Consider the following 22,313-nt stretch of genomic DNA (forward strand, 5'->3'; position numbering starts at 1 on the left):
TTCCCCCGCACCGGGACCGGCAAGGCCAGAAGCGCATCATACGCACCGAACTGCGCGACTTTTCGCTGGGGCGGAAGAAGGCGGCTGGCGGCGACAACACCGTAAAACCTTAAATTTTCATTGACTGATAAGCAATTTTTCGTATTGCCTCAAAACCAAGCCCAGCGCATTGTTTGTTCGACCAAACAAAACATGTCAGATGCCACCCCGAATAACAAAAAGGATGATTCCCAATGACGATAATCAGGTCTCACCATCAGTCCCGCGAACACCTTTTCTTCTCCAATGCCGGTCTTCGGGTCCGTCGTGTCTTGGCCGTTCTGATAGTCGTGCTGCTCCCATGCGAGGTAATGGCCGGAGCGGGCGATGCAGCAAGCACCTACGGCCTGGGCCCCATTCACGCCGGTTCGGCCCAGGCGTTCAGCGCTTTCCACAGCGGTGCTTGGGCCACCTACTACAACCCGGCGGCACTTGCGCGCTCGCCGGAAGGTGAACTCACAGTGGTCTTTCAGCACGGTGACCAGGAGTTGCGTGCCGAATCACTTGGCGGAGCCGCACCATTCGATCGCGAAAACGATGTGCTCACGGACCAGAGTTCGGAGTTACTGCTTCTTGGTATCAAGACCCGTGTCGCCGGCGCGGCGGACTTGGACACACCGATCTATCTTGGTATTAACGTCGGCGTGGATGAGTATGCCTCCAACGCGCTGCCCTTCGCGGCCAATACCAGTCAGGAAGGCCAGTTCCTGCGTTTTGAGTCGCAACCCTTGTATCTCGCTTTTGGTGGGGCGGTTAGCAACCTCCTGCGCGGCGTTGATATCGGTGCCTCGGCAAGACTCACGCTGGCGGCCCAGGCCCGCCTTGAAGCGGTCTCCGATCTGTCCGGCAATACCGACTCCGAAGAGCTCTCTCTGGAAGCCGAACCGACATTGACGCCCTCGCTGGGCATTAACGTCAACCTGAGCGATACGCTGTGCGGTTCGAGCGCCTGCCTGCCTTTCGCGCTTAAACCGGAGCTGGCGTTGTTCTATCGAGGGGAGTCGGAGTACGACGTCAGCGTGGACGCCAACGTGGTGATTCCCGGTGTCATACCCGAGCCGGGCCTTGATCTTGCGCTGGCCACTCTCGACACGTTCCAGCCCCAGGTATACGGAATCGGATTGCTGATGCCTTTAGGTAAGTTCGAGCTGGTTGCGGCTGTAGAGCGCCAGTATTGGTCCGATCTTGAGAGTGAATTCGCCGGTGACACGGTCAGGGACCAGGCTGGGCTGCGCTTTAATGACACCACCGTTCCCCGCATCGGCGTCCGTTACACGTGGTCGGACGCTCTTAAACTTTATGGGGGTGTGGCCGTCGAGGATTCCCCACTTCAATCGACCCGGTCCCAGGATGTCAACTTTCTCGACAGCGACCGTATCGTGGTCGGTGTTGGCGCCGATTACCGCCTGAAACGCGCGCCTATAATCAATATGCCCCTTGTGATGTCCCTGGCTTATCAATACCAGCAGCTTGATGAAAGAGAGTTCAACCTCACATCCATCAACTCGCCAACCAATCCCAACCCCTACGAGACCGTTCGCGTGGATGGCGACATACACGTCATCTCGGGTTCCCTGTCACTCAAATTCTAGACCGCGATGGCGGAGCTGAATTCAGGAGAGTAGAGATGAATAAACAAATAAACATTCGGCCGCGGTACGTTTCGTTTGCCCTTTGGGTGTTCGGGCTGATGTTGATCAGTGCGTGCGGCGATGACGAAGGCAAAGTCGTCAATCCATGGCGCGCTTCGGACACACTGGTGTTCGCTTACCCCTACCCTGGCCAGCAGGAGGTGCCGACGAGCGGCAATGTCGTGCTGCGTTTCTCAACCACACTGAGTGACGAGGTGAGCGGCGATGTCGAGGACCGTCTGCGGCTCGCCGACGACGCCGGAAACGCCGTGCCCTTTACCCCCGAAGTGATCGATGGCGGCCGGGGGCTGGTACTGAAACCACGGACTTCACTGTCGCCCAATACGCATTATCGGCTGAGTGTCAGCGAGGCGGGCCTGGGGCGTATCGACGATACCGTGTTCAAAAATTTTCAATTTCACACGATGGGCGCCCATGCGGGGTTCGCCGACGCCGTCGGCAGTGACGGCTTTAAGATACTTGGCATCACACCTCTGGATCCCGATCCACTGCTGGCCGGCATCGAGGATGCCAGAATAAATGATATGAGCACGCTACGCATGGTCTTCAACCGGCCGCTCGACCCGGCCACCACCGTTTATGGCAAGCAGATCACGCTTGTCGACGACCAGGGCCAGCTGATCGACGCCTCCGTGCTACTGCAGGGGCGCTATTTGATACTGGATCCGCGCCAGGACCTGGACTCGGTGGAATACACGTTAGCATTATCGGGGCTCCGCAGTCGTGATGGTTCTCTACTTCCGGAAGTCGAACGCCAGTTCACACCCATGGGCACACAGCCGCGCGAAACCACGGTCATCAAGGTCGGTTCCCTAGGCGAGCAACAGCCGGACCTGCAATCCCAGCTGACGGGAAGACCGGTCAATCAGGTGCCATTGGACAGCTTTATCATCGGTGACAGCGCCGTTACCGAACTGACGGGCTCGCTGGCCGCGGACCTGGGCTTTGTCCCAGACTTTGCCGATGCCGTCCCCCTCCGGGTGCCGGCCGGCACGGTACTGCGAGGCGCGCCGGTCGATGTCAACATTCTGGGGGAAATCCCCGCCGGTATCGATACCGGCGACCTGCAAATTACCCTTCTCAGTGACGCCAACGGCTATCTGATTCCCAATCCCTTCAGTACCGAGGCGACGGCGCCTCGCTATGCACTGCTGAGAATGGATGCGGCCATGACCGCGGAGGGAACCATCGCCAATGCCGCCCTCAGTCAGAATCTGCTCAATATCCAGGTCGTCGGTCTCGCCATTGTCGAGGATGGCAAGCTGGTGCTGGATGCGATCTCCGTGGTCGACCCCGACATTCTCGGCCTTGAAAAGGCTGGTGCCCAATTATCTTTCCGCATGGAGTCCTTCGCCGGGCAGCGAAACCCGCCAATGCCTGAGCCGGATCTACGCCCTCTGGAATTACAATCCTGGTCGCCGGGTGAGGACTTCCAGGCCAACACACGCCCGGGGGATCCGGTCATTCTGAACTTTAACAAGGCGATTGATCCCGCGTCGGCGTTTCTTGATGGCGCTATCAACGTCCAGGTTAACGGCACTTCGCTACCACCTGAAAACGTCTCGATGCGTGTCGACGGCGCCACCGTCATCCTCGAAGGCACCGGAATCGTGGAGCACAACCAGGACGTCGAAATCATACTGACCAGCCAGCTACGGGACACGGCGGGCAACCCTCTGAGCAAGGATTACACCCTTGATATGCGCCTTGACGATCTGTTTTTGCCGAATGACAACCGCGACAGCCTTCGTGCGCCCTTGGTAGCCGCTGTTTTCCCCGGATACCCCTGTGCTCTGACCGACGCCCGGCTAATCGGTGAAAGATCACAATGGCGTAACGGACGCTGCCAGGGCGGCCAGGGAAGCGACCCCCTGTTCCCCGTGGTCGGGCTTTTTCGAGAGTACCCTATACGGGTCATCTTCAACCGCCGTATAGATCCGGCAACAGTCAACGGCGACACTTTTTTCGTCGAGCGTCGCGATGCCGGTGGGGATTGGCAACCGGTGCCGGGCCACCTCGACGTGCTGGCGCAACGGGTTGAGTTTTTCCCTGACAGCCCTTGGCGAGACGGTCAGCTATATCGCTATACGTTGCGCTCGGAGCCCACCAGTCCCGACTGCGGAAACAACGCCATCTGCACACTGGACGGTGCTGCCTTGCAAACACGCCAACTGTCACAGAGCAGCGACACGGCTCCAGCGCCGCGCGAGGGAGGTCCCGATATGGTAAACCACTTTGTCGTGACCGGTGACGATCAGCGTTATACCCTCGTATCCCTGCGTTCCCTACCGACGGTCGACGTAAATGCCAATCTACAGGTCGACAATTCAGAACAAGGTGCCACCGACGACAATGGTGTCATCAAGGCGCCCGCCAACCACCTGCGGTTGGAGCTGCGGGACACCGGGGGCGTGATTACCAACGCCAACCTGGGCTGCTCAATTGGCGAGGACTGTCCGGAGAAACGCTTCGCGTTCGTCAGTACCGGCGCGTTGCAGGCCGGCCCCCGGGAATACGACTCCGCCGTCTCCATCAACCGTAGACTGATTGACGATAACCCGGACACGGATGATCGGACCACGGGCGCTGTTCGTGTTTCCGTCTTTCCAACTACGCTGACCACCACGGAGGTCTTTCTCGAAGCCAGAGCGTTAGGCCTCATCACCATTGGTCTCGAGACAGGTCCCTTGGTTCTGCGTTTACTACCCGAGGGCGATTCACCGTTTATTGAAGGCTACATCACCGAGACAGAGGACGGTCCCTGGTTCAGCACCACCTTCGACCTGTTGATAGACGCGCCTGAACTGGAACCCAGGCTGATTATTGAACTTGGGCACGATATTCGCAGCAAACGGGTTAACAACGTCACTCTCGAAGGACCGCTTCGGTTCGTCGACGATGGCAGACTGATACTCAAGGTCTCCAATCCCGACCCGCTGACCATTCCCGCCAACATCGACCTGATCGGCATCGGTCTGGCGTCGGTTGAACTTGAAGCACCTCCCTTGGGAGTGGACCTGACCTTCACGTTCCTTCCGGTGAAGGATTTTTAACGTGTTATACCCCGGCCGTTACAAACTGATCTGAAAGGGGCTGGAGAAGCATTGCCGTTGATATATTCAATCTGTAATATTGGTTGGACGACCAAATGTATTGCCGGAAGAGTTGACTATGACTGACTCTCAGACGACGACATCGTCCGCGCATTGCGGCCTTCGACGCAGTGTTCGGGTGCGATTCACTGGCAGTGAGGGGTTGAATCTGTGGGCCAGCCGCCATGGTGAAGACACGGCGCCCCCCGTATTGCTCCTGCACGGCGGCGGGCAGACCCGCCATGCCTGGTCCGACACGGCGATCGCACTGGCCGATGCCGGCTACTGCGCGTTTAGCCTGGACGCACGAGGCCACGGCGAAAGCGACTGGTCTCGAGAAGGCGACTACAGTGCCCGAGCCCTTGCAGCGGACCTCAGCGCGGTGATTCGCTCGCTACCGGCCCGGCCGGTTATCGTCGGCGCGTCCATGGGTGGCCTGACCGCTTTGCTCACGCTTGGCGAAGACACCTCCCTGGATTGCGAGGCACTGGTACTGGTCGACGTGGCGCCAAGATTGGAACCTCGGGGCGTCCGCCGGATCATCGAATTCATGCGTCATCATCAGGACGGATTCGAGACGCTGGAGCAGGTACGCGATGCTATCACCGCCTACAACCCGCGCCGCCCGCCATCAAAAGACCTCTCCGGGCTACGCAAAAACCTGCGTCAACACGGTAATGGCCGGTTTTACTGGCACTGGGACCCAGCTTTTCTCAACCATGCGAACGCGCCAACCAAAGCCGGGAGCATGTTCGACCGAGCAAGGCTGGAGCTGGCGGCCCGCCAGTTGGACGTACCGGTGCTTTTGATACGTGGCTACTACAGCGATGTTCTTAGTGACCGGGGCGCAACAGAGCTGCTCACTCTAATACCAGAGGCACGTTATGTCGTTCTGAAACAGGCCGGCCATATGGTCGCGGGAGACCGTAACAGTGTTTTTACCGAGGCGGTACTGCAATTTCTGAAAGAACGGCCAGCCGCCACTGAGCCGGAATCGTGCCGCACTGCCACTACGGAGCAACACCATGAAACACCCTTATCTTGATGTTCTGATCGTCGGTGCGGGCCTGTCGGGAATTGGCGCGGCGTGTCACTTAAAGGAAAAATGCCCCAACGTCCGTTTTGGAATCGTTGAACGACGCAAACGGATCGGAGGCACCTGGGATTTATTCCGCTATCCCGGCATCCGCTCCGATTCCGACATGTTTACCCTGGGTTATAACTTTCGGCCCTGGACCGATACCAAGATGCTTGCCGACGGCCCTTCTATCCGTCGGTATATTGACGACACCGCACGCGAATACGATGTGAAACGCCGAATCCAGTTCGGTCTGAAAGTGATCTCGCAATCCTGGCATAGCGAAAAAAAACACTGGATCGTCAAAGCCATCGACGAAGCAACCGATGAAGAGCACCAGTTCAGCACCGGCTTTGTATTCCATTGCACCGGATACTACAAATACGACTCCGGCTACACACCGGAGATTCCGGGGATCAACCAATTCCGCGGTGACGTAATCCATCCGCAACACTGGCCGGAAAACTACGATTACACTGGCAAACGGGTGGTGGTTATTGGCAGTGGCGCCACTGCCGTGACGCTGGTTCCGGCTATGGCCGACAAGGCGGATCATGTAGTGATGCTGCAGCGCTCGCCCACCTATGTAGCCACCGTGCCGGAGCAGGATCTGATATCCAGGAACCTGCGCCGCATTCTGCCGGAGATGGCCGTTTACCGGCTGGCCCGGACCCGCAATATTCTGTTGCAAAGAGCGGTATATCGACTTTCTCTGAGTAAGCCCAAGGCGATGCGACGCCTGCTTTTGGCGACAGCGCGCCGGCAGCTCGGCCCGGAGGTCGATATGCGGCATTTCCAACCCCATTACAATCCCTGGGAAGAACGCATGTGCGCCGTTCCCAAGGGTGATCTCTTCAAGGTTATCCGCGAAGGCCAGGCCTCCGTGGTCACCGACCACATCGAAGCGGTCACCGAAACCGGGATCCAATTGAAGTCCGGCGCTCATATCGACGCTGATGTTCTGATCACAGCCACTGGCCTTGATTTGCAGCTATTCGGTGGCGCGAGGTTGGAAGTCAACGGCCGTGAGGTTCATGTGGCGGACGCCCTGATGTACAAGGGACTGATGCTCGAAGGGGTACCAAATATGGCCCTGGTGTTCGGTTACACCAACGCTTCTTGGACGCTGAAGGCCGACATCGCCTCTGAATTCGTCTGCCGCCTCCTGAATCACATGCGCGATATTGGCGCCCGGGTGGTCACACCCGTCGATGGACAAGGGAGCAAGACCCAGATGAACTTTCTTAATTTACGTTCCGGATATGTTCTTCGCGCCAACGACCGCCTCCCTCGTCAGGGCAGCAGGACCCCCTGGCAGAATCTTGATGACTATTTGCGTGACCTGCCCGCATTACGCTATGGCAATCTCGAGGATGGCCACCTTCGTTTTGAGGGAAGTAGCATCAAGCGCGGAAGGAACAGCGTATTTCGCAAGTTACTGAGTGCCTGATCCGCCTACCTGTTGGAGCATATTATGAAACGTTTTTACGGGAAAGTCGCTGCGATTACTGGTGCCGGTTCAGGCATAGGTCGAGCGACCGCCATGCTGCTGGCTAAAAAAGGCTGCCATTTGGCTCTGTCGGATATTGACGAAAACAGTCTAAAAGACATCGCCATCGACCTGCGCGACTACCCGGTCAGAGTCACCACCCATGTTGTTAATGTAAGCCGAAGGAATGAGGTCTATCGGTATGCGGATCAATGTGTCAAGGAGCACGGACAGGTTAACTTGATAATGAACAATGCCGGCGTTGGACTCGGAGAAACCGTCGATGCCATGAGCTATGACAACTTCGAATGGCTTATGAACATTAACTTCTGGGGGGTGGTATACGGAACCAAGGCCTTTCTGCCTTACCTCAAGCAATCCGGCGACGGCCACGTGATAAACATCTCGAGTATCTTTGGCATCATTGGAGTCCCCACCCAATCAGCCTATAACGCCGCGAAATTCGCTGTTCGAGGGTTCACCGAGTCGCTGCGCGAAGAACTGGACATTGAGCGAAGCTGTGTCAGTGCAACCTGCGTGCACCCGGGCGGCGTCAAGACCAACATTGCGCGTAATAGCCGAATGGGTGATATGGGGAACATAGCCCCGGGCAGCAAGGAGGAAATTACGGAACTTTTCGATCGCATCGCCCGGTCCACGCCGGAACAGGCAGCCAACGCTATCCTCCACGCGGTTCGCAAGAACCGGCGTCGCGTGTTGATAGGTAATGACGCAACGATACTGGACGCCGGCCAACGCCTGATGCCGGCGGGCTATCAGCGGCCCCTCGAAGCGCTCTTTCGAATGCGACAGGGGCGGCAAAAAATGTCTAGTCAATCATCGCAATAAGCAGGATCAAACTTCAAAAAGAGGGCCGAGTCATGGGTTTAAAGAAGAGAACTAGTGCAAAGACGTCCAATGTCCTGAACGGTGCGTCAGTGGGCATCCCTCCCCGTCACATAGACTTCCAGTTTCCGGACACAACACCAAAGTACTTCTATGCGGACAACGCTACGGCAACCACATTCTTTGCCATGCTGTCGGGGTTCTTTCCACCCGGCGAGCGCTACTTCATGGATTCGGTGCGTTATTTTCGAAGCCATGTCACCGACACGCAGCAGCGAGCGGCCATTTCCGGATTCATGGGGCAAGAAGCCATTCATGGTCGCGAGCATGACCGCCTTAACGAATTGCTTGCCGAGAGGGGCTTCGACATGGACACTCCGGACCGCTTCGTAAAATTCGGCCTCCGCATTCTGAAAATGTTACCGAAGAGAACCCAGCTTGCCGCCACTACTTTCATGGAACATTTTACCGCCTTGCTTGCGGAGCAGCTATTGGAAGACGAGACGTTTCAAAGTCTGGCCGACCCGGAGATGATAAAGATATGGCAATGGCATGCTCTTGAGGAGCTTGAACACAAATCTGTTGCTTATAACGTTTACGAAATCATCGGCAATAGTCACGGTGAGCGGATCGCAGCGACGGCGGCATCCCTGGTTGTGCTCTTGCCGATGTTGGGGATCACTTGGGCATGGATGCTCGCCAAGGACGGGAAGCTGGGCAGCGTCAAGGACAATGCCATTGGATTGAACGTACTGTTCGGTCCAAAGGGATTTGTCTCCGGGATTATGCGCCGCCTTCCGGAGTTCGTTGATCGACGTTACCATCCTGACAATCACGACACGCGGGCACTGGAAGATACGTGGCGACAACGCCTGTTCGCTGAAAATGGATCACTATACCGAGCTTACAGAAACCGTCCCGACAGCGACCAAGTCAAGATGGCCTAATATCCGAATTCCGCCGCCCCAAAAGACCTGGGGACGACATTAGCACTACCGTTTGGTGGCGCTAATGTCGTCTCATCGTTGATCCTGAATGATATAACCAGCCGCTTTCTCGCCGATCATCATGCTTGCCGCGTTAGTGTTGCCACTGATCAAAGAAGGCATGACGGACGCATCAGCAACGCGCAATCCTAACACGCCCCTGACTCTTAACCGATCATCCACTACGGCCAGATCATCCACCCCCATACGGCAAGTGCCCACCGGATGATAAATAGTTTCAGCGCGCTGCCTGATATCGTCCTCAATTTGGGTATCGGTTACCACATCGCTCGCCGGTAGATCTTCTCCTCCAAAAACCTCGGCGAAAGCTTTTGTCTGGAACACCCGCCGAGCCAGTTTGACGCCCTCTCTCAGGACGCCAAGATCGTCAGCATCGGAAAGATAACAGGGATCGATGAGCGGGGCGCTGAGAGGGTTGCTATCGGCGAGACGAATCCAACCGCGGCTTTTAGGCCGCAACTGGCATACATGAATGGTGCAGCCAAAGCCTGACGTGAATTCCCTGCCATGATCGCGCAAAAATGCGGGCAGAAAATGCATCTGCACATCCGGGCGCGTCCCTTCGCCGACATTAATAAACGCCCCCGCCTCAGCCGCATTGCTGGCTAGAAAGCCGCGCCGATGGCGGAAGTACTGATAGAACGCTCGCATCAAACGCGGTAGAAAGTAAGGGGAGAAGCCAATTGACTGTTTGCTACGATCGTGAATCGAAATAGTCATATCCAGATGGTCTTGAAGATTACACCCCACCTCTGGACAGTCCACCAGACAATCAACGCCAACACTTTGTAAATGGTCACGGTCACCAATGCCTGAAAGCATCAGCAAATGGGGCGAGTTGATTGCCCCACCCGAAAGTACGACTTCCCGATTTGCCCGAACGGTGTGAGATGAGCCGGCCGTATCGCTATACTCGACGGCTACCGCACGTCCATTTTCGATCACTACCCGGGAAACCATTGCATTAGTCAGAATGGTCAAATTACCGCGGCTCCTCGCCGGATCGAGAAACGCCCTCGCGGCGCTCCAGCGTCGCCCATCTTTTTGCGTCACTTGGAATTGGCCGAAGCCGCGCTGCGATTCACCGTTGAAATCATCGTTACGCTTTTCGCCTAGTTCTTCCCCGGCGCGAATGAACAACTCAGTCAGCGGATTAGGATCCCTGACCCGAGTGACGTTCAGCGGTCCTCCGTTACCGTGCCAGGCGTCCGGCGGATACTCCTCATTGTGCTCATGCGCGTTGAAGATGGGCCGGACATCATCCCACCCCCAACCCTTCAGCCCGCTGTCCCGCCAGGCATCGTAATCCTCAGGTTGTCCACGAATATAAACCATGGCGTTGATTGAGCTACTGCCACCGAGAGTTTTTCCACGGGGCCAATAGAGCTGCCTACTGTCAAGCGCTCGTTGAGCCACTGTTTGATAACCCCAGTTACGCTTGCCCTCCCTGATCAAACCGATCACCCCGAACGGCACGTTCACAAACCCGCTGTTGTCGTGCGGACCCGCCTCCAGCAAGCAAACAGAGAATCGGCCGGACTCGCTTAGTCGGTTGGCCAGGACACAACCGGCGGATCCCGCTCCGACTACGATGAAATCATATTCATCCACGATCGCACTCCTCTCCGAGGGCGGCGATACGATCAAGATGGTAGTCACCATGGCCGTGTGTTAGGGAGCAGTACGTCATGAGACGAAAGTAATGGCCTATATCAAGCTCTTCGGTGACCCCGATACCGCCGTGAATCTGGATCGCCTGTTGCGCGATCTTTACCCCCTTGTCGGCGTAGTACGCCTTGGTGGCCGAACAAGCGTGTTCCCGCTCGAGCGTATCGTCTAGATCCGCTTTGACGGAAACCATGAACAGCATCGACTCCAACTGTTGAAGATCCGTGAACATATCCACAAGGTAATGTTGGATTACCTGGAAGCTGCCGATCGGCGCACCGAACTGCTTCCGCGTCTTTGCGTAATCAAGAGTGCGCTGATAAAGCGCGCTGGCGGCGCCATACATGCGCGCGCAATCGAGCGCCTGCAGCCAGGCGACCGTCTTGCTGACGGCGCGCTCCACCTTCACGCCACGAGAAAGAATCATCTCCTCGTCAATCACCACGTCATCGAACAGTACATCGGCAAGCCGGCTACCGTCCAAGCCCCGATAGCGGGTCACCTCGCAGCCTTCAAGCGGCACAAGGACCAAGGTCAGCTCATCTCCAAGCATCGCCGTCGTCAGCACCCTATTCGCGCAGCCACCATCAGGAACGAAATTCTTCCGTCCAGACAATTTGCTACCGTTAATCGACAGGGATGGCTTCAAAATATTGTATCCGGCGTGATAGTCATAGAGCGCGCATGCCACTCTCTCATCATCATCGACAATGGATTGCAATACCTTCAATGCCCGCTCAGTACCCAGATACTCGAGAAGTTTTCCAGGACCGATCACCAGATCGACATAGGGATCCAGACACAAGACGGCGCCGGCTTCCCTAACAATCATCGCCACGTCGATCAGATCGCCGCCATAGCCTCCGACCGACTCAGGAAACGGCAGACCAAACCAGCCTAGCTCGCGCATCAACTCCCATCGTGATGGATCACAATGATTGAGTTGGTTGAGTTGTTGCATGTAGGTATCAAAACCATAGTGATCCTTGAGATACCGCCGCGCCGTATCGGCAACCATGGTCGTGTTATCGGAAAGATTGAATTCCATTATGACCTCTCATAAACCTAACAGCATCTTGGCAAGCACGTTCTTCTGAATCTCGTTCGATCCGCCATAAATCGTGCAGGCACGAAGAAAATTGTACCGACGAGGGGAATGATTAAAGCTTTCATTACCCACCGCTGATGAACTATCCCAGACAAGCGACATCAACCCGCCCATCTCGACCATCGCTTGGGACATTTTCTGCTGTAGCTCGGTACCCTTGATCTTGAGACCGGAAGACTCCGGTCCAAAAGGTCGGCCCTCGTCTGTCGCGGCAACGGTCCTAAAGTTGGTGTACTCCAACGCCATCAGTTCGACTTCCAGCTCGGCCACACGTCGTCGCGCCTGTTGCTTATCGATGTAATACGGAGCTTCGTCAATAGCCATCTTCATGCGCGCCAATGCATAGTGACTGTCGGCAACGCCGGCGATCGTTGTGCGCTCATGCGTTAACAAAAACTTGGCGATCGTCCACCCCATACCCTCCTTCCCCACCAGATTGTCCAGCGGCACCTTGACATCGGTGAAATACACTTCGTTGAGGTGATGGTGCCCATCAATGGTATAAATGGGACGAACCTCGATACCCGGCGTGTTCATATCTATTAGCAGGAAAGAGATGCCCTGTTGCTTCTTGGCATCGGGGTCGGTTCTGACAAGACAGAACATCATGTCCGCCCAATGCGCTTGGGTGGTCCAAATCTTCTGGCCATTGACCAGGTAATGGTCCCGTTTGCGCTCGGCGCGGGTTTTAAGGGATGCGAGGTCCGATCCGGCATTGGGCTCGGAATAACCCTGGCACCAAAGCGTCTCGCCGCTGGCTATCCCGGGCAGCCATCGCTCTTTTTGTTCCGCGGATCCGAACGTGTAGATCACAGGGCCTACCATGGCGACACCGAAGGGACTTACCGGAGGCGCCCCAGCCATGGCCCTCTCAAGATCAAAAAGATAACGCTGTGTCGCGGTCCATCCCGGACCTCCGTATTGTTCAGGCCAAGTTACCGCCAGCCAACCCTGTTTACCGAGCCGTTTCTCCCATTGCTGTTGCTGCGATTTTTCCGGCATTTCGCCAAGCGCGGAAATACGACTAATCTCTTCAGGAATATTTTCCCGCATCCATGCGCGTATCGTCTTTTGAAACTCCTGCTCTTCCTGCGTAAATTGCAAGTTCATAATTTTCCTCATCCAAGCAAGTGGTTTTGACAAGAATGATAAATCAGGTAACCGATCGGCCCATCCGCTCCCAGTAGGGTGCACGCAGCTCATTCTTGAGAATCTTGCCGGCGCCACTTATCGGCAATGGTTCACTACGGAACTCGATACTACGTGGAAGTTTGTAACCGGCAATCAACTCCCGGCAATGACTCAACAGCTCGTCTTCCGTGAGCACATGGCCTTGGCGAGGCACGACGATTGCATGCACCGTTTCAACCCATTCATCGTGGGGAATCCCCACCACCGCGCATTCCTGTACCGCGGGATGACTATAGATAGCACTCTCAACTTCGACCGAGAATATATTCTCCCCACCACTGATGATCATGTCCTTGACGCGATCGACGATGAAGACAAACCCGTCTTCATCCATATAACCGAGATCGCCGGTATGCAACCAGCCGTTACGCAGGGCCTCAGCGGAGGCTTCCTCCATTCCCCAATAACCCAGCATGACGTTCGGACCTCTGGCGCAGATCTCGCCAACTTCGCATCTCGGCCGCTCGGTATCATCCTTGTCAAAAATGGCAACCTCGACTCCCAGCGCGGCTCTGCCCGCGCTTCGAAGTTTGTCGCCTCCAGGGACATGGAAATCGGGTGGCAAGGCGGTGATGATGGGTGACGCCTCCGTCTGTCCATACCCTTGAGCGAACAGAGCGTCCGGCATCTGCTTCATGGCGCTGATCAATACTGACTCAGGCATGGCCGACGCTCCGTAGAGCATGCGCTTGACGCTACTTACGTCGAATTCCTTTATTCTTCCGGAGGACACCAGCAGATTGATCATCGTTGGCACGAGTAAGGCATGTGTAACTCTTTCACGCTCAATAAAAGAGAGCACATCGTCTATGTCGAAACGAGGTACGATGCCGTGCGTGCCACCAGCTAGCGTCACGGCAAAAGTGCTTGCCATATCGGCCAAATGAAACATCGGAGCCGCATGCATGTAGATCGTGCCGGACCCATAATCCATTTCCGGCACCACATTAAGCGCATTGAAGACAAGGTTGTCATGGCTCAGCATCACGCCTTTCGACCGCCCGGTGGTCCCCCCGGTATAGAACAGTCCGGCAAGCTCGCTCCCTCCTTCGCTGATATCCCGCATCGGATCGGATTCAGCGATAAGCGACTCATAGTCGACACAACCGTCCGGTAAACTACCGTCGCCCATGAAAACCACATGTTGAACGGTCTCAAGCAGCGGCCGCAGTTTTGACAGCATGTCGCTGAATGCATCATCGACAAACAGGATGGACGATGCGGAATCGTTCAGACTGTACGCGATCTCCGGCGGTGCCAGGCGGATATTGACGGGATTAAGAGCCCCGCCGGCCCATGGCACGGCGTAAAAATATTCTAGGTAGCGGTCGCTATTGAGTGACAAGATCGCGACGCGATTCCCTCTTTCCGCTCCCAAGGCGCGAAGGCCCGCGGCCAGGCGCGCAACACGATTCTCAAAAGCGCGCCATGACCGCTTTCTATCTTTGTAAATCGTGGCGATGCCGTCAGGATTTTGCTGGACCGCACGACGTAATGTTTGCGATATGATCATGGTATTTTCCCAGGTGGTTCAAAAAGCATCAGCCCCCAGTTGAAAATACTTAGCGGCTATAGATAAAGCGCCCGATTGACACAAGCGTTTTATCCAGATAAACGTCGACGGAAACGACTACGAAACGTCTTCCTGCACGGACAATACAAGGCTCGGCACGAATTGTGCCCGCAAACGCGGGCCGTAAATAATCAAAGGTCATACTACTGCATAACGGCTCTTCGACTAGATTAAGCGATTCCATCAAATAGAGAGCTGCCGTTATTTCGGCAAAACTGGCGAGGATTCCGCCATGAAAGGTACGCAACAGAGGGTTACCGATATGCTGTTCTCGAAAGCACAACCGGCAAGAGAACCCCTCATCAGAGGTCAGCGCCTCAAGACCTAGAAACTCCACAAATGGAGTATTTTCAAGCATTTCTTTTTGCGCTTTATTCAGAGCCATGTCGGCCAACCCGTCATCTGGCGATTCAAAAGCGATCGCTCTTTCATACTTTCCCCTCCCCTTTCATGGCTGAATCGAATGCAGGCCCGAGAGTACCGACGGCAAACGAACCGAATACCGTTGCCAGCAAGTTATGATCGGAATAAGCGCAACCTTGTCCGCGCACATAGGCGATATCACCTCGTACCGCGTAACACTCCACCTCGCTGTAGATTCCCTCCCCCGCGGGTACGGGGCGAATGAAATCCACACGCAGATCGATGGTCGCAATCGGACGCATGTCACCAAGTCGGGAAAATATTGCCAACCCGCAATTGGTATCCAATAGCGTGACAACAACTCCTCGGTGAAGCCCCCCGTGTCGATCGCAAAGCGCTGGACGGCAGGAGAGGCTCATGGCGGCACGCCCTTTGCCAACTTCCTCCACTTCCACGCCGAAGGCGTTGAACAAGGGATGGGATGTGCCAAAGAAGGTCTTGGCCATGGTTAAATAACGATCTGACATCGAATCGCTTCCCCCTTTCCATTGGCCTGGCTCACCCAAGAGCCAGTGTATCGCTCCGGGTCCGGTCGCTTTTATCTAATCAGCCCAGAGCATCTAGTACACACTTCACATAACGCGACTCGTGTGATTTAACCCGATTAATAGCCAACTCGATATCGCCGGAAGGAAATGTCGTTGCCTCGGAAGCCATTTTCAAAACAGCCGCCAAGCCGGACCAAGCCGCTGCCGCGCCTCGCATGAGCTCCACTAACTTCGCATCTCTCACCACGGTAAGCCGTGCACTGGCCTCTTCCAAAAAATCGGCGTACAGGGTACGAAATCCGGCTCCCCCAGTACCGCGCTTTTCGATCACCTGGTAAGCAAAACGCAACGACCAGCGCCAGTTTTCGTCAGCCGCCCAATGTGACAGCCGGTCAATCCAAGTATCCAGCGCCGCGAGACCGCTAAAACGATCGCCGTTCGCCAGAGCATAGGCATTGTCAAAGATAGCCCTCCGAATACGTTCCGGAGTTACGCTGGCTTTGATAGCTTCGGGGGCAAACAGGTTTCCGTTATGAATGAAAGGGGGCGCAGTGGAGAAGCGTGCGTCGGCCAAATCAGCCGTAGATACCGCGATCAATCCCGGGCGTTCGGTATCACTGACCAACACCTCGTCCCGCTCCTCGTCATATAACCATGCCACGATGGCGTGCCCTGCAAAATGTGTGCTGCTTTGGAAGTAGGGCAAATGGAAAATGTCAGTTAACAACAGTGCGGGTCGATTTTCATTCAGCACCCGTTTGAGATCCGTATTGGCGGACCGTTGATCGCGATAGCTGCGCCAGGAAAAGGGAACATCCAAAGTATTGAATACCTTTTCCTCGAATTCCATTGAACGCACATGCACGATGAAAGGGGTATTGGAGGCTGCAGTCTCCACATAGGTAATGCCGAGTCCGGCCCCAAGACCAAAACAGCAAGCCTCGCTCATCACCAAGCCGTGGAACTCAAGCAAGTCCCGGATGGCCGAACTGCCACAGTGCCTGCCCGGCCTGTGGCAGTGACGCGCCCCGATCTTTGGCCTTACAGCCGTTTCAGACACTTCTCCGCCGACCATTCAGGCGGCCTCGCTCACCGGCTCGGTTTCATATACGGCGGCCGATGCCCGCATCGGATCACCATGCTCTCCGTACTCCTTCAACCATGCCGCGACTTTCTCCGGCATGCCCGTTTCCCAGGGGTGGAATCCCGGACGGAACCACGCAACAAACTCGGGCAACATGCGGGTCAGAATACCGCGACGACCGTAGAGCCGGTTTAGACCACGCAGCACTACCGTCGGCCGTCGCATCGCACCGTCAAGACGCAACATATTCACGAACACCGGTCCGACGACCAGGTGCACCATCAGCATGGCAACCACCAGGGCCGAAGCGCGAGTCAAATAACCTCCGCCTGCCGCGGTTCGGTATACATCGTACGCCACTGCCTTGTGCTCAACCTCTTCCACACCATGCCAGAGAAACATCGCCCGCATTACCGGATCCGCATCTCGGAACATATCCGTTTCATCCTTGAGCATCGCCTCGCCCAGAGTGGCGGTAAAATGCTCGAAAGCCGCGGTCATCGCCAGTTGATACTTTTCCGGCATGTATTTCTGTGTCGTACGAATAAAACGACGCAGGTTGCGGGTAATCTGATCGACATCGATTCCCTGCGCCTCCATCACGTCATTGAAACGATCATGGACGATACCGTGCTGGCCCTCCTGACGAATGAAATGGCGGATATCTTCACGCAAGCGCTGGTCCGTCACCTGATCCTGGAAATGGCGCACCGACTGGATAAAAAACCGCTCACCCTCGGGAAAATGCACCGACAAGGCGTCAAAAAAACGGGTTACCACAGGATCACCGCCATTCCAGTGGCGCGGCACAGAGGACACATCAAAATCTACTTTACGGGGCTGAATTGAGATTGCACTCATCAGAACCTCCTCTAGAGAACTACAGCATGAAGTATACGTTTACAAAGATGCTATTGGTTAACCAACCAAAACTCAATAAGAACTTTTTCTTAAAGCTAATTTATCTTTTGCCGTGACAGGACACTGCCGTTTGAAGCAGCAGCGCACACGGTGGGGCGCCGAAACCTCCGCGGAATCAGATTCTTCGTTTGACAAGGTAGTCGTGCGGTTCAAGGGAAGAGAGAGGGCAACCACCGATTAGGGCTGCCCGGCTTGCAACCAGATGAAGAGGGGGATGTTTGCAGCAGCCCCAACTGGCTAGTCGAAGGAGCAAGTTGAACGGGCGTCCTAACGAATCCAGAAAGGGAAATCCCAGTGACGACGCTGCGTCGGAAGTCCATTCCCGACATAATGTTTGGTACCAGAGGCCGGACTTGAACCGGCACGCCCTCGCGGGCAACGGATTTTGAATCCGTCGTGTCTACCAATTCCACCACTCTGGCTTTGGCGGAGACCCGCCCGCGCGGGTTCTCCAGGGGCGCGAGTATACCAAGCTGCGGCCACAATGCCAGCCGATCCGGCTGCTCAGCGGACCCGGGCCAACAACCAGATACCGACAATCACGCACAGCGCCGGCGGCAGCGCCGCGGCGATCAGCGGATCGGTGTGGAACACCAGCGACAAATGGCCGAAGAACTGCTGCCCGTAATGGAAGGTGAGACCGGCGACGATGCCCGCCGCCATGCGCAACCCCATGGTCACTTCCCGCAACGGGCCGAACACGAAGGAAATGGCGATCAGCACCATGCCGATGGTGGCCGCCGGCATCAGCAGCTTCTGCCAGAAGGCCAGCATATAGTCGGCGGTCTCCAGGCCCTGCTTCTTGAGGTAGGCGGAGTAACTCCACAGTTTGCTCATCGCCAGCCGGCCCGGCTCCAGCACCACCACGCTGAGCAGTTGCGGGGTCAGGCTGGTGCGCCATTCGCCGCCCCGTTCGGTGTAGGTGTCGGTGCCACCGTCGGTGAAGCGGGTGCCCTGGATATGCTCCAGCGACCAATGGTCGTCCTGATAGATGGCGCGCTCCACGAACTGGCTTTCCGCCAGGGTGTGGTTGTCGGTGAAGCGGTATCGGGTCAGGCCGTAAAGCACGCCGTTGGGCTGCACCGTATTGATGTGGATGAACTCATCGCCTTCCCGATGCCAGAAGCCGTAGTCCGAGCGTAGCGCCTCGCCGCCGCCTTCCTGCAGGGAGCGGTTGCTCTGCGCCACCTGCTCCGAGTAAGGCGCCAGGTATTCACCGATCAGCAGCGAGATCACCATCAGGAAGATCACCGGGCGCAGCACCATGACACTGACCCGCAGGGTGGAGATGCCGGCGGCGCGGATCACCGACAACTCGCCATTGTTGGCCATCAGCCCGAGGCCGATCAGGGTGCCGAGCAGAATCGCCATGGGCAGGTATTCGTGCACCCGCCGGGGCACCGTGGTGAGGATGAACTGCAGGGCCTGCAGAATCTGGTAGTCGCCGCGCAGAAACTCCAGCTCATAAATAAAGCCAAACAGACAGTCCAGCGCCACGATGATGGCGACGATGGCCACCGACGGAATCAGCACCGCGCGCCAGAAATACCGGTTGAGCAATTTCATGAGCGCGCCCTCCGCGAGAACAGTCGTCCGCCGAAATACAGCATGAACACCGCCATCAGCGCGATCAGGTGAATCCACAGCATGGAATAGAACCAGGGCCGGTCACTGCCGGGCACATCCGCGATCCAGCTGCGCATGGTCAGCAGCATGCCCACGTACAGCATGTAGCCAAGCACCGCGGGAATCATGCGCAGGAAACGGCCCTGGCGGGGGTTGACCCGGGCCAGGGGAATCGCCGCCAGACACATGATCGGCACGGTCAGCACCAGGGAAAGACGCCATTGCAACTCGGCCCAGGCCTGGTTGGTGCCTTCGTCCAGCAATTCCGCGGTGGTGCGCCCGCGCACCTTGGGCGGGCGGCTGCTGGAGCGCTCCTCGCCGATGCGCACCCGCGCCTCCTGGAAAGCCACCTCCCGGTAGTCCGCCTCGCCGGGCTTACCCTGATATTGGTAGCCGTCCTTGAGCAGCAGATAGCTGACGCCGTCCTGCTGTTCCAGGCGGCCACTGCTCGCCCAGACCGTGAGCAGGCGGCCGGCCTCCTGATCGTCGAAGCTGGCGTCGGCGACGAACACATTCTCCAGGTAGCCCTCCTCGCGGTTCAGGCTCTCGGCGTAGGTGGCCCGCTGGGCATCGCCGTCGCCCTTCACGTGGAAACGCCCGGGGGTCAGCAACTCCAGTGCCGAGCGGTCCTTCTGCTCCTCGAAGATGCGGTTCACCTCGGCGTCGCCGTTGGGCGTAACATACAGAGAGAACAGCGCGATCACCCCCATGGCCACCAGCACCGGCATGATGATTGAGCGCGCCACCCGCCCGTCGCCCTGGCCGCCGGCGCGCAGCACCACCATTTCGTTGTCCATGTGCATGCGCCCGAGCACCAGCAGAATGGCGATGTACAGGCTCAACGGCAGAATCATCTGCAGGAACTCGGGCAGCCGGAATGCCATCACCATGAACAGAGCATCGGCGGCGATCTGGCCCGCGGCGGCCTCCGCCAGGTACTTGATAAAGCGGCCACTGACCAGCACCATCACCAAAATGAAGGTGACCATCACCGTGGTCATGAAAATCTGACGATTGATATAGCGGTGTAATATCAACGTTGGCCCCGCCTATCCTGCACTGAATTGAGTGCGGCATTGTAACTCAGGAGAGAGCATGGAGTACGCCATCAGTCATTCGGCCCTGCCGAATTTGAAAGTGGATTGCCTGATTTTACCCTTAGGCGGCAAAACGGCCCTGCCGGAAAGCCTGCCCGATGAGACCCGCAAAGCGGTCCAGGCGTTCATGAAAGCCGGTGATTTTTCCGGCGACAAGGGGCAGATGGCATGGCTGCACCAACCCGCCGGCCTGGGCGCCGCCCGCCTGCTGCTGGTGGGGGCCGGCGACAAGGCCCTGGATGGCCGGGGCTTTCTCAAACTGATTCAGCAAGCCAGCCGCGCCCTGCGGAGCGGCCCGGTGAAACATGCCGCCTGGATGCTGGGCGGCCTGGACGTGGACAAGGATAACGACTGGCAGGTCCGTGAAGGAACCCGGGTGGCCGAAGAAGCCGCCTATCGCTTCGACCTGTACCGCAGCAAGCCGCCCAAGGCCTCCAAGCTGCAAAAATGGACGTTCTGGCTGGCCGAGCGCGACAACGGCTTGAAAAAGGCCGCCGCCACCGGCAAGGCGGTGGCCGAGGGCACCGCCCTGGCCCGGGACCTGGGCAATATGGCGCCCAACGACTGCCACCCGGACTACCTGGCCCAGCGCGCCCGCGAGCTGGGCAAGCAATACGACAAGCTGTCGGTGAAGGTGATCAGCTACGCCCAGGCGGAAAAAATGGGCATGGGCGCGTTCTGCGCGGTGGCCCGGGGCAGCGCCCGCAAGGGCTGCCTGATCGTCATGGACTACAAGGGCGCCACCGGCAAGCCGGTGTCCCTGGTGGGCAAGGGCATCACCTTTGATACCGGCGGCATCTCGCTGAAGCCCGGCGCCACCATGGACGAAATGAAGTACGACATGGGCGGCGCCGCCAGCGTGTTCGGCAGCGTCAAAACGGTGTGCGAGCTGGGCCTGCCGATTCACCTGGTGGCGGTGGTGGCCGCCGCAGAGAACATGCCCGACGGCGAGGCCACCCGGCCCGGCGACATCGTCAAAACCCTGTCCGGCCAGACCGTGGAGATCCTCAACACCGACGCCGAAGGCCGCCTGGTACTGTGCGATGCCCTCACCTATGTGCAGCAGAAGCACAAGCCGCACACGGTGATCGACATCGCCACCCTGACCGGCGCCTGCGTGGTGGCCCTGGGCGCCCATGCCCAGGCGGTGTACAGCAACGACGACGATCTCAGCCAGGCGCTGCTGGCCGCCGGCCAGGACACCGGCGACCGGGGCTGGCCGATGCCTCTGTGGGAGGATTACCAAAGCCAGCTGGACAGCCCCTTCGCGGACATGCAGAACATCGGCGGCCCCAAGGCCGGCTCGATCACCGCCGCCTGCTTCCTGCACCGTTTCGCCCGGGATGTGAAATGGGCCCATCTGGACATCGCCGGCACCGCCTGGGTAAGTGGCGGCAAGCAGAAAGGCGGCACCGGCCGGCCGGTGCCCATGCTGACCCGCTACCTGATGAACCTGGCGGGCAAGGGTTGAGGCGTTGACCGAGATCCTGTTCTACATCACCGACAAGGCCGGCGACGGCGTGCAGACCGCGCTGGCCTGGCGCATCGCCGAAAAGGCCTGGCGCCAGGGCCGGCGCATCTATGTGCATTGCGGTGATGCCGCCCAGGCCCGGGGGGTGGACGAGGCCTTCTGGCGGCACCCCGCTACCGGCTTCCTGCCCCACGAACCGGCCGGGCCGGAAGCGGCGTCGCCGGTGCTGGTGGGCCATGGCGACGACCCGGAGGGCCATCACGACGTGATGATCAATCTGGCCGCCACGGTGCCGGATTTCGCTACTCGCTTCGAGCGGGTGGCGGAAATGATCACCGGCGACCCGGATCTGCGCGAGGCCGGCCGAGCGCGCTTCCGCTTCTACCGCGAACGCGGCTTCGATATTCAGAGCCACCGGCTCTGACACCGGAAACCGGCCGCCGCCGCCCTCGCCACGGTG

18 protein-coding genes and 1 tRNA gene are annotated in these 22,313 nt (G+C 57.6%); 8 read left to right on the plus strand and 11 right to left on the minus strand.

All coding sequences use genetic code 11. The features are described 5' to 3' along the window. The first annotated feature begins 233 nt into the window (after positions 1–233). The 6 genes from FGS76_RS19235 (at position 234) to FGS76_RS19260 (ending at position 9,143) form a co-directional block, all read left to right on the plus strand. Entirely contained in the window at positions 234–1,631 is a 1,398-nt protein-coding gene (locus FGS76_RS19235; RefSeq protein WP_228234745.1) for an OmpP1/FadL family transporter, read from the plus strand. A 35-nt stretch (positions 1,632–1,666) separates the two neighbouring features. Next, the gene (locus FGS76_RS19240) at positions 1,667–4,744 is read left to right on the plus strand and encodes an Ig-like domain-containing domain (RefSeq protein WP_138774255.1); all 3,078 of its coding nucleotides are present in this window, start codon (positions 1,667–1,669) and stop codon (positions 4,742–4,744) included. A 118-nt stretch (positions 4,745–4,862) separates the two neighbouring features. Further along, the gene (locus FGS76_RS19245; protein ID WP_202552920.1) at positions 4,863–5,828 is read left to right on the plus strand and encodes an alpha/beta fold hydrolase; all 966 of its coding nucleotides are present in this window, start codon (positions 4,863–4,865) and stop codon (positions 5,826–5,828) included. Further along, the gene (locus FGS76_RS19250) at positions 5,809–7,311 is read left to right on the plus strand and encodes a flavin-containing monooxygenase (RefSeq protein WP_138774256.1); all 1,503 of its coding nucleotides are present in this window, start codon (positions 5,809–5,811) and stop codon (positions 7,309–7,311) included. The genes FGS76_RS19245 and FGS76_RS19250 overlap by 20 nt, the downstream gene beginning before the upstream one ends. A gap of 24 nt (positions 7,312–7,335) precedes the next feature. Next, positions 7,336–8,199 (plus strand): SDR family NAD(P)-dependent oxidoreductase, encoded by an 864-nt coding sequence (locus FGS76_RS19255; RefSeq protein WP_080530901.1) that lies wholly within the window; start codon positions 7,336–7,338, stop codon positions 8,197–8,199. Positions 8,200–8,231: 32 nt separating this feature from the next. Further along, a complete protein-coding gene (locus FGS76_RS19260; RefSeq protein ID WP_138774257.1) occupies positions 8,232–9,143 on the plus strand; it encodes a metal-dependent hydrolase in 912 nt (303 codons plus the stop codon). Between the two features lie 72 nt (positions 9,144–9,215). Here the strand turns inward: FGS76_RS19260 and FGS76_RS19265 are convergent, their stop codons facing one another. The 11 genes from FGS76_RS19265 to lptF all read right to left on the minus strand — a co-directional run bounded on the left by FGS76_RS19265 (position 9,216) and on the right by lptF (position 20,322). Continuing rightward, positions 9,216–10,814, minus strand: coding sequence for a GMC family oxidoreductase (locus FGS76_RS19265; protein WP_138774258.1), 1,599 nt, complete (start codon positions 10,812–10,814; stop codon positions 9,216–9,218). Next, on the minus strand, positions 10,807–11,919 hold the full coding sequence (locus FGS76_RS19270; RefSeq protein WP_138774259.1) for an acyl-CoA dehydrogenase family protein: 1,113 nt from the start codon (positions 11,917–11,919) through the stop codon (positions 10,807–10,809). Before FGS76_RS19270 ends, FGS76_RS19265 begins: the two co-directional genes overlap by 8 nt. A 9-nt stretch (positions 11,920–11,928) precedes the next feature. Further along, positions 11,929–13,089, minus strand: a complete 1,161-nt coding sequence (locus FGS76_RS19275; RefSeq protein ID WP_089033112.1) for an acyl-CoA dehydrogenase family protein — start codon at positions 13,087–13,089, stop codon at positions 11,929–11,931. A 43-nt stretch (positions 13,090–13,132) separates the two neighbouring features. After that, positions 13,133–14,683: a long-chain-fatty-acid--CoA ligase gene (locus FGS76_RS19280; protein ID WP_138774260.1), complete on the minus strand. Its 1,551-nt coding sequence runs from the start codon at positions 14,681–14,683 to the stop codon at positions 13,133–13,135. A gap of 49 nt (positions 14,684–14,732) precedes the next feature. Next, the gene (locus FGS76_RS19285; RefSeq protein ID WP_067604878.1) at positions 14,733–15,128 is read right to left on the minus strand and encodes a PaaI family thioesterase; all 396 of its coding nucleotides are present in this window, start codon (positions 15,126–15,128) and stop codon (positions 14,733–14,735) included. A 43-nt stretch (positions 15,129–15,171) separates the two neighbouring features. Further along, positions 15,172–15,633 (minus strand): PaaI family thioesterase, encoded by a 462-nt coding sequence (locus tag FGS76_RS19290; protein ID WP_035451349.1) that lies wholly within the window; start codon positions 15,631–15,633, stop codon positions 15,172–15,174. Positions 15,634–15,712: 79 nt separating this feature from the next. Continuing rightward, complete coding sequence (locus FGS76_RS19295) at positions 15,713–16,729, minus strand: BtrH N-terminal domain-containing protein (protein WP_204427021.1); 1,017 nt, start codon at positions 16,727–16,729, stop codon at positions 15,713–15,715. Next, a complete protein-coding gene (locus tag FGS76_RS19300; RefSeq protein WP_185956922.1) occupies positions 16,730–17,599 on the minus strand; it encodes a metal-dependent hydrolase in 870 nt (289 codons plus the stop codon). Positions 17,600–17,994: 395 nt separating this feature from the next. Then, a tRNA-Leu gene (locus tag FGS76_RS19305) sits at positions 17,995–18,081 on the minus strand. Positions 18,082–18,163: 82 nt separating this feature from the next. Beyond that, positions 18,164–19,225 carry an LPS export ABC transporter permease LptG gene (lptG, locus tag FGS76_RS19310; RefSeq protein WP_138774262.1) on the minus strand — a complete coding sequence of 354 codons (1,062 nt, stop codon included), beginning with the start codon at positions 19,223–19,225 and terminating at the stop codon, positions 18,164–18,166. Further along, positions 19,222–20,322, minus strand: coding sequence for an LPS export ABC transporter permease LptF (gene lptF, locus FGS76_RS19315; RefSeq protein ID WP_138774263.1), 1,101 nt, complete (start codon positions 20,320–20,322; stop codon positions 19,222–19,224). The genes lptG and lptF overlap by 4 nt, the downstream gene beginning before the upstream one ends. Before the next feature lie 58 nt (positions 20,323–20,380). On the opposite strand from lptF, the gene FGS76_RS19320 reads away from it, so the two are divergent. Then, the gene (locus FGS76_RS19320) at positions 20,381–21,853 is read left to right on the plus strand and encodes a leucyl aminopeptidase (protein ID WP_138774264.1); all 1,473 of its coding nucleotides are present in this window, start codon (positions 20,381–20,383) and stop codon (positions 21,851–21,853) included. 4 nt (positions 21,854–21,857) lie between these two features. Then, the gene (locus FGS76_RS19325; RefSeq protein WP_138774265.1) at positions 21,858–22,277 is read left to right on the plus strand and encodes a DNA polymerase III subunit chi; all 420 of its coding nucleotides are present in this window, start codon (positions 21,858–21,860) and stop codon (positions 22,275–22,277) included. Positions 22,278–22,313 lie beyond the last annotated feature (36 nt).

The sequence above is a fragment of the Alloalcanivorax gelatiniphagus genome, from assembly GCF_005938655.1.
Lineage (GTDB): Bacteria > Pseudomonadota > Gammaproteobacteria > Pseudomonadales > Alcanivoracaceae > Alloalcanivorax > Alloalcanivorax gelatiniphagus.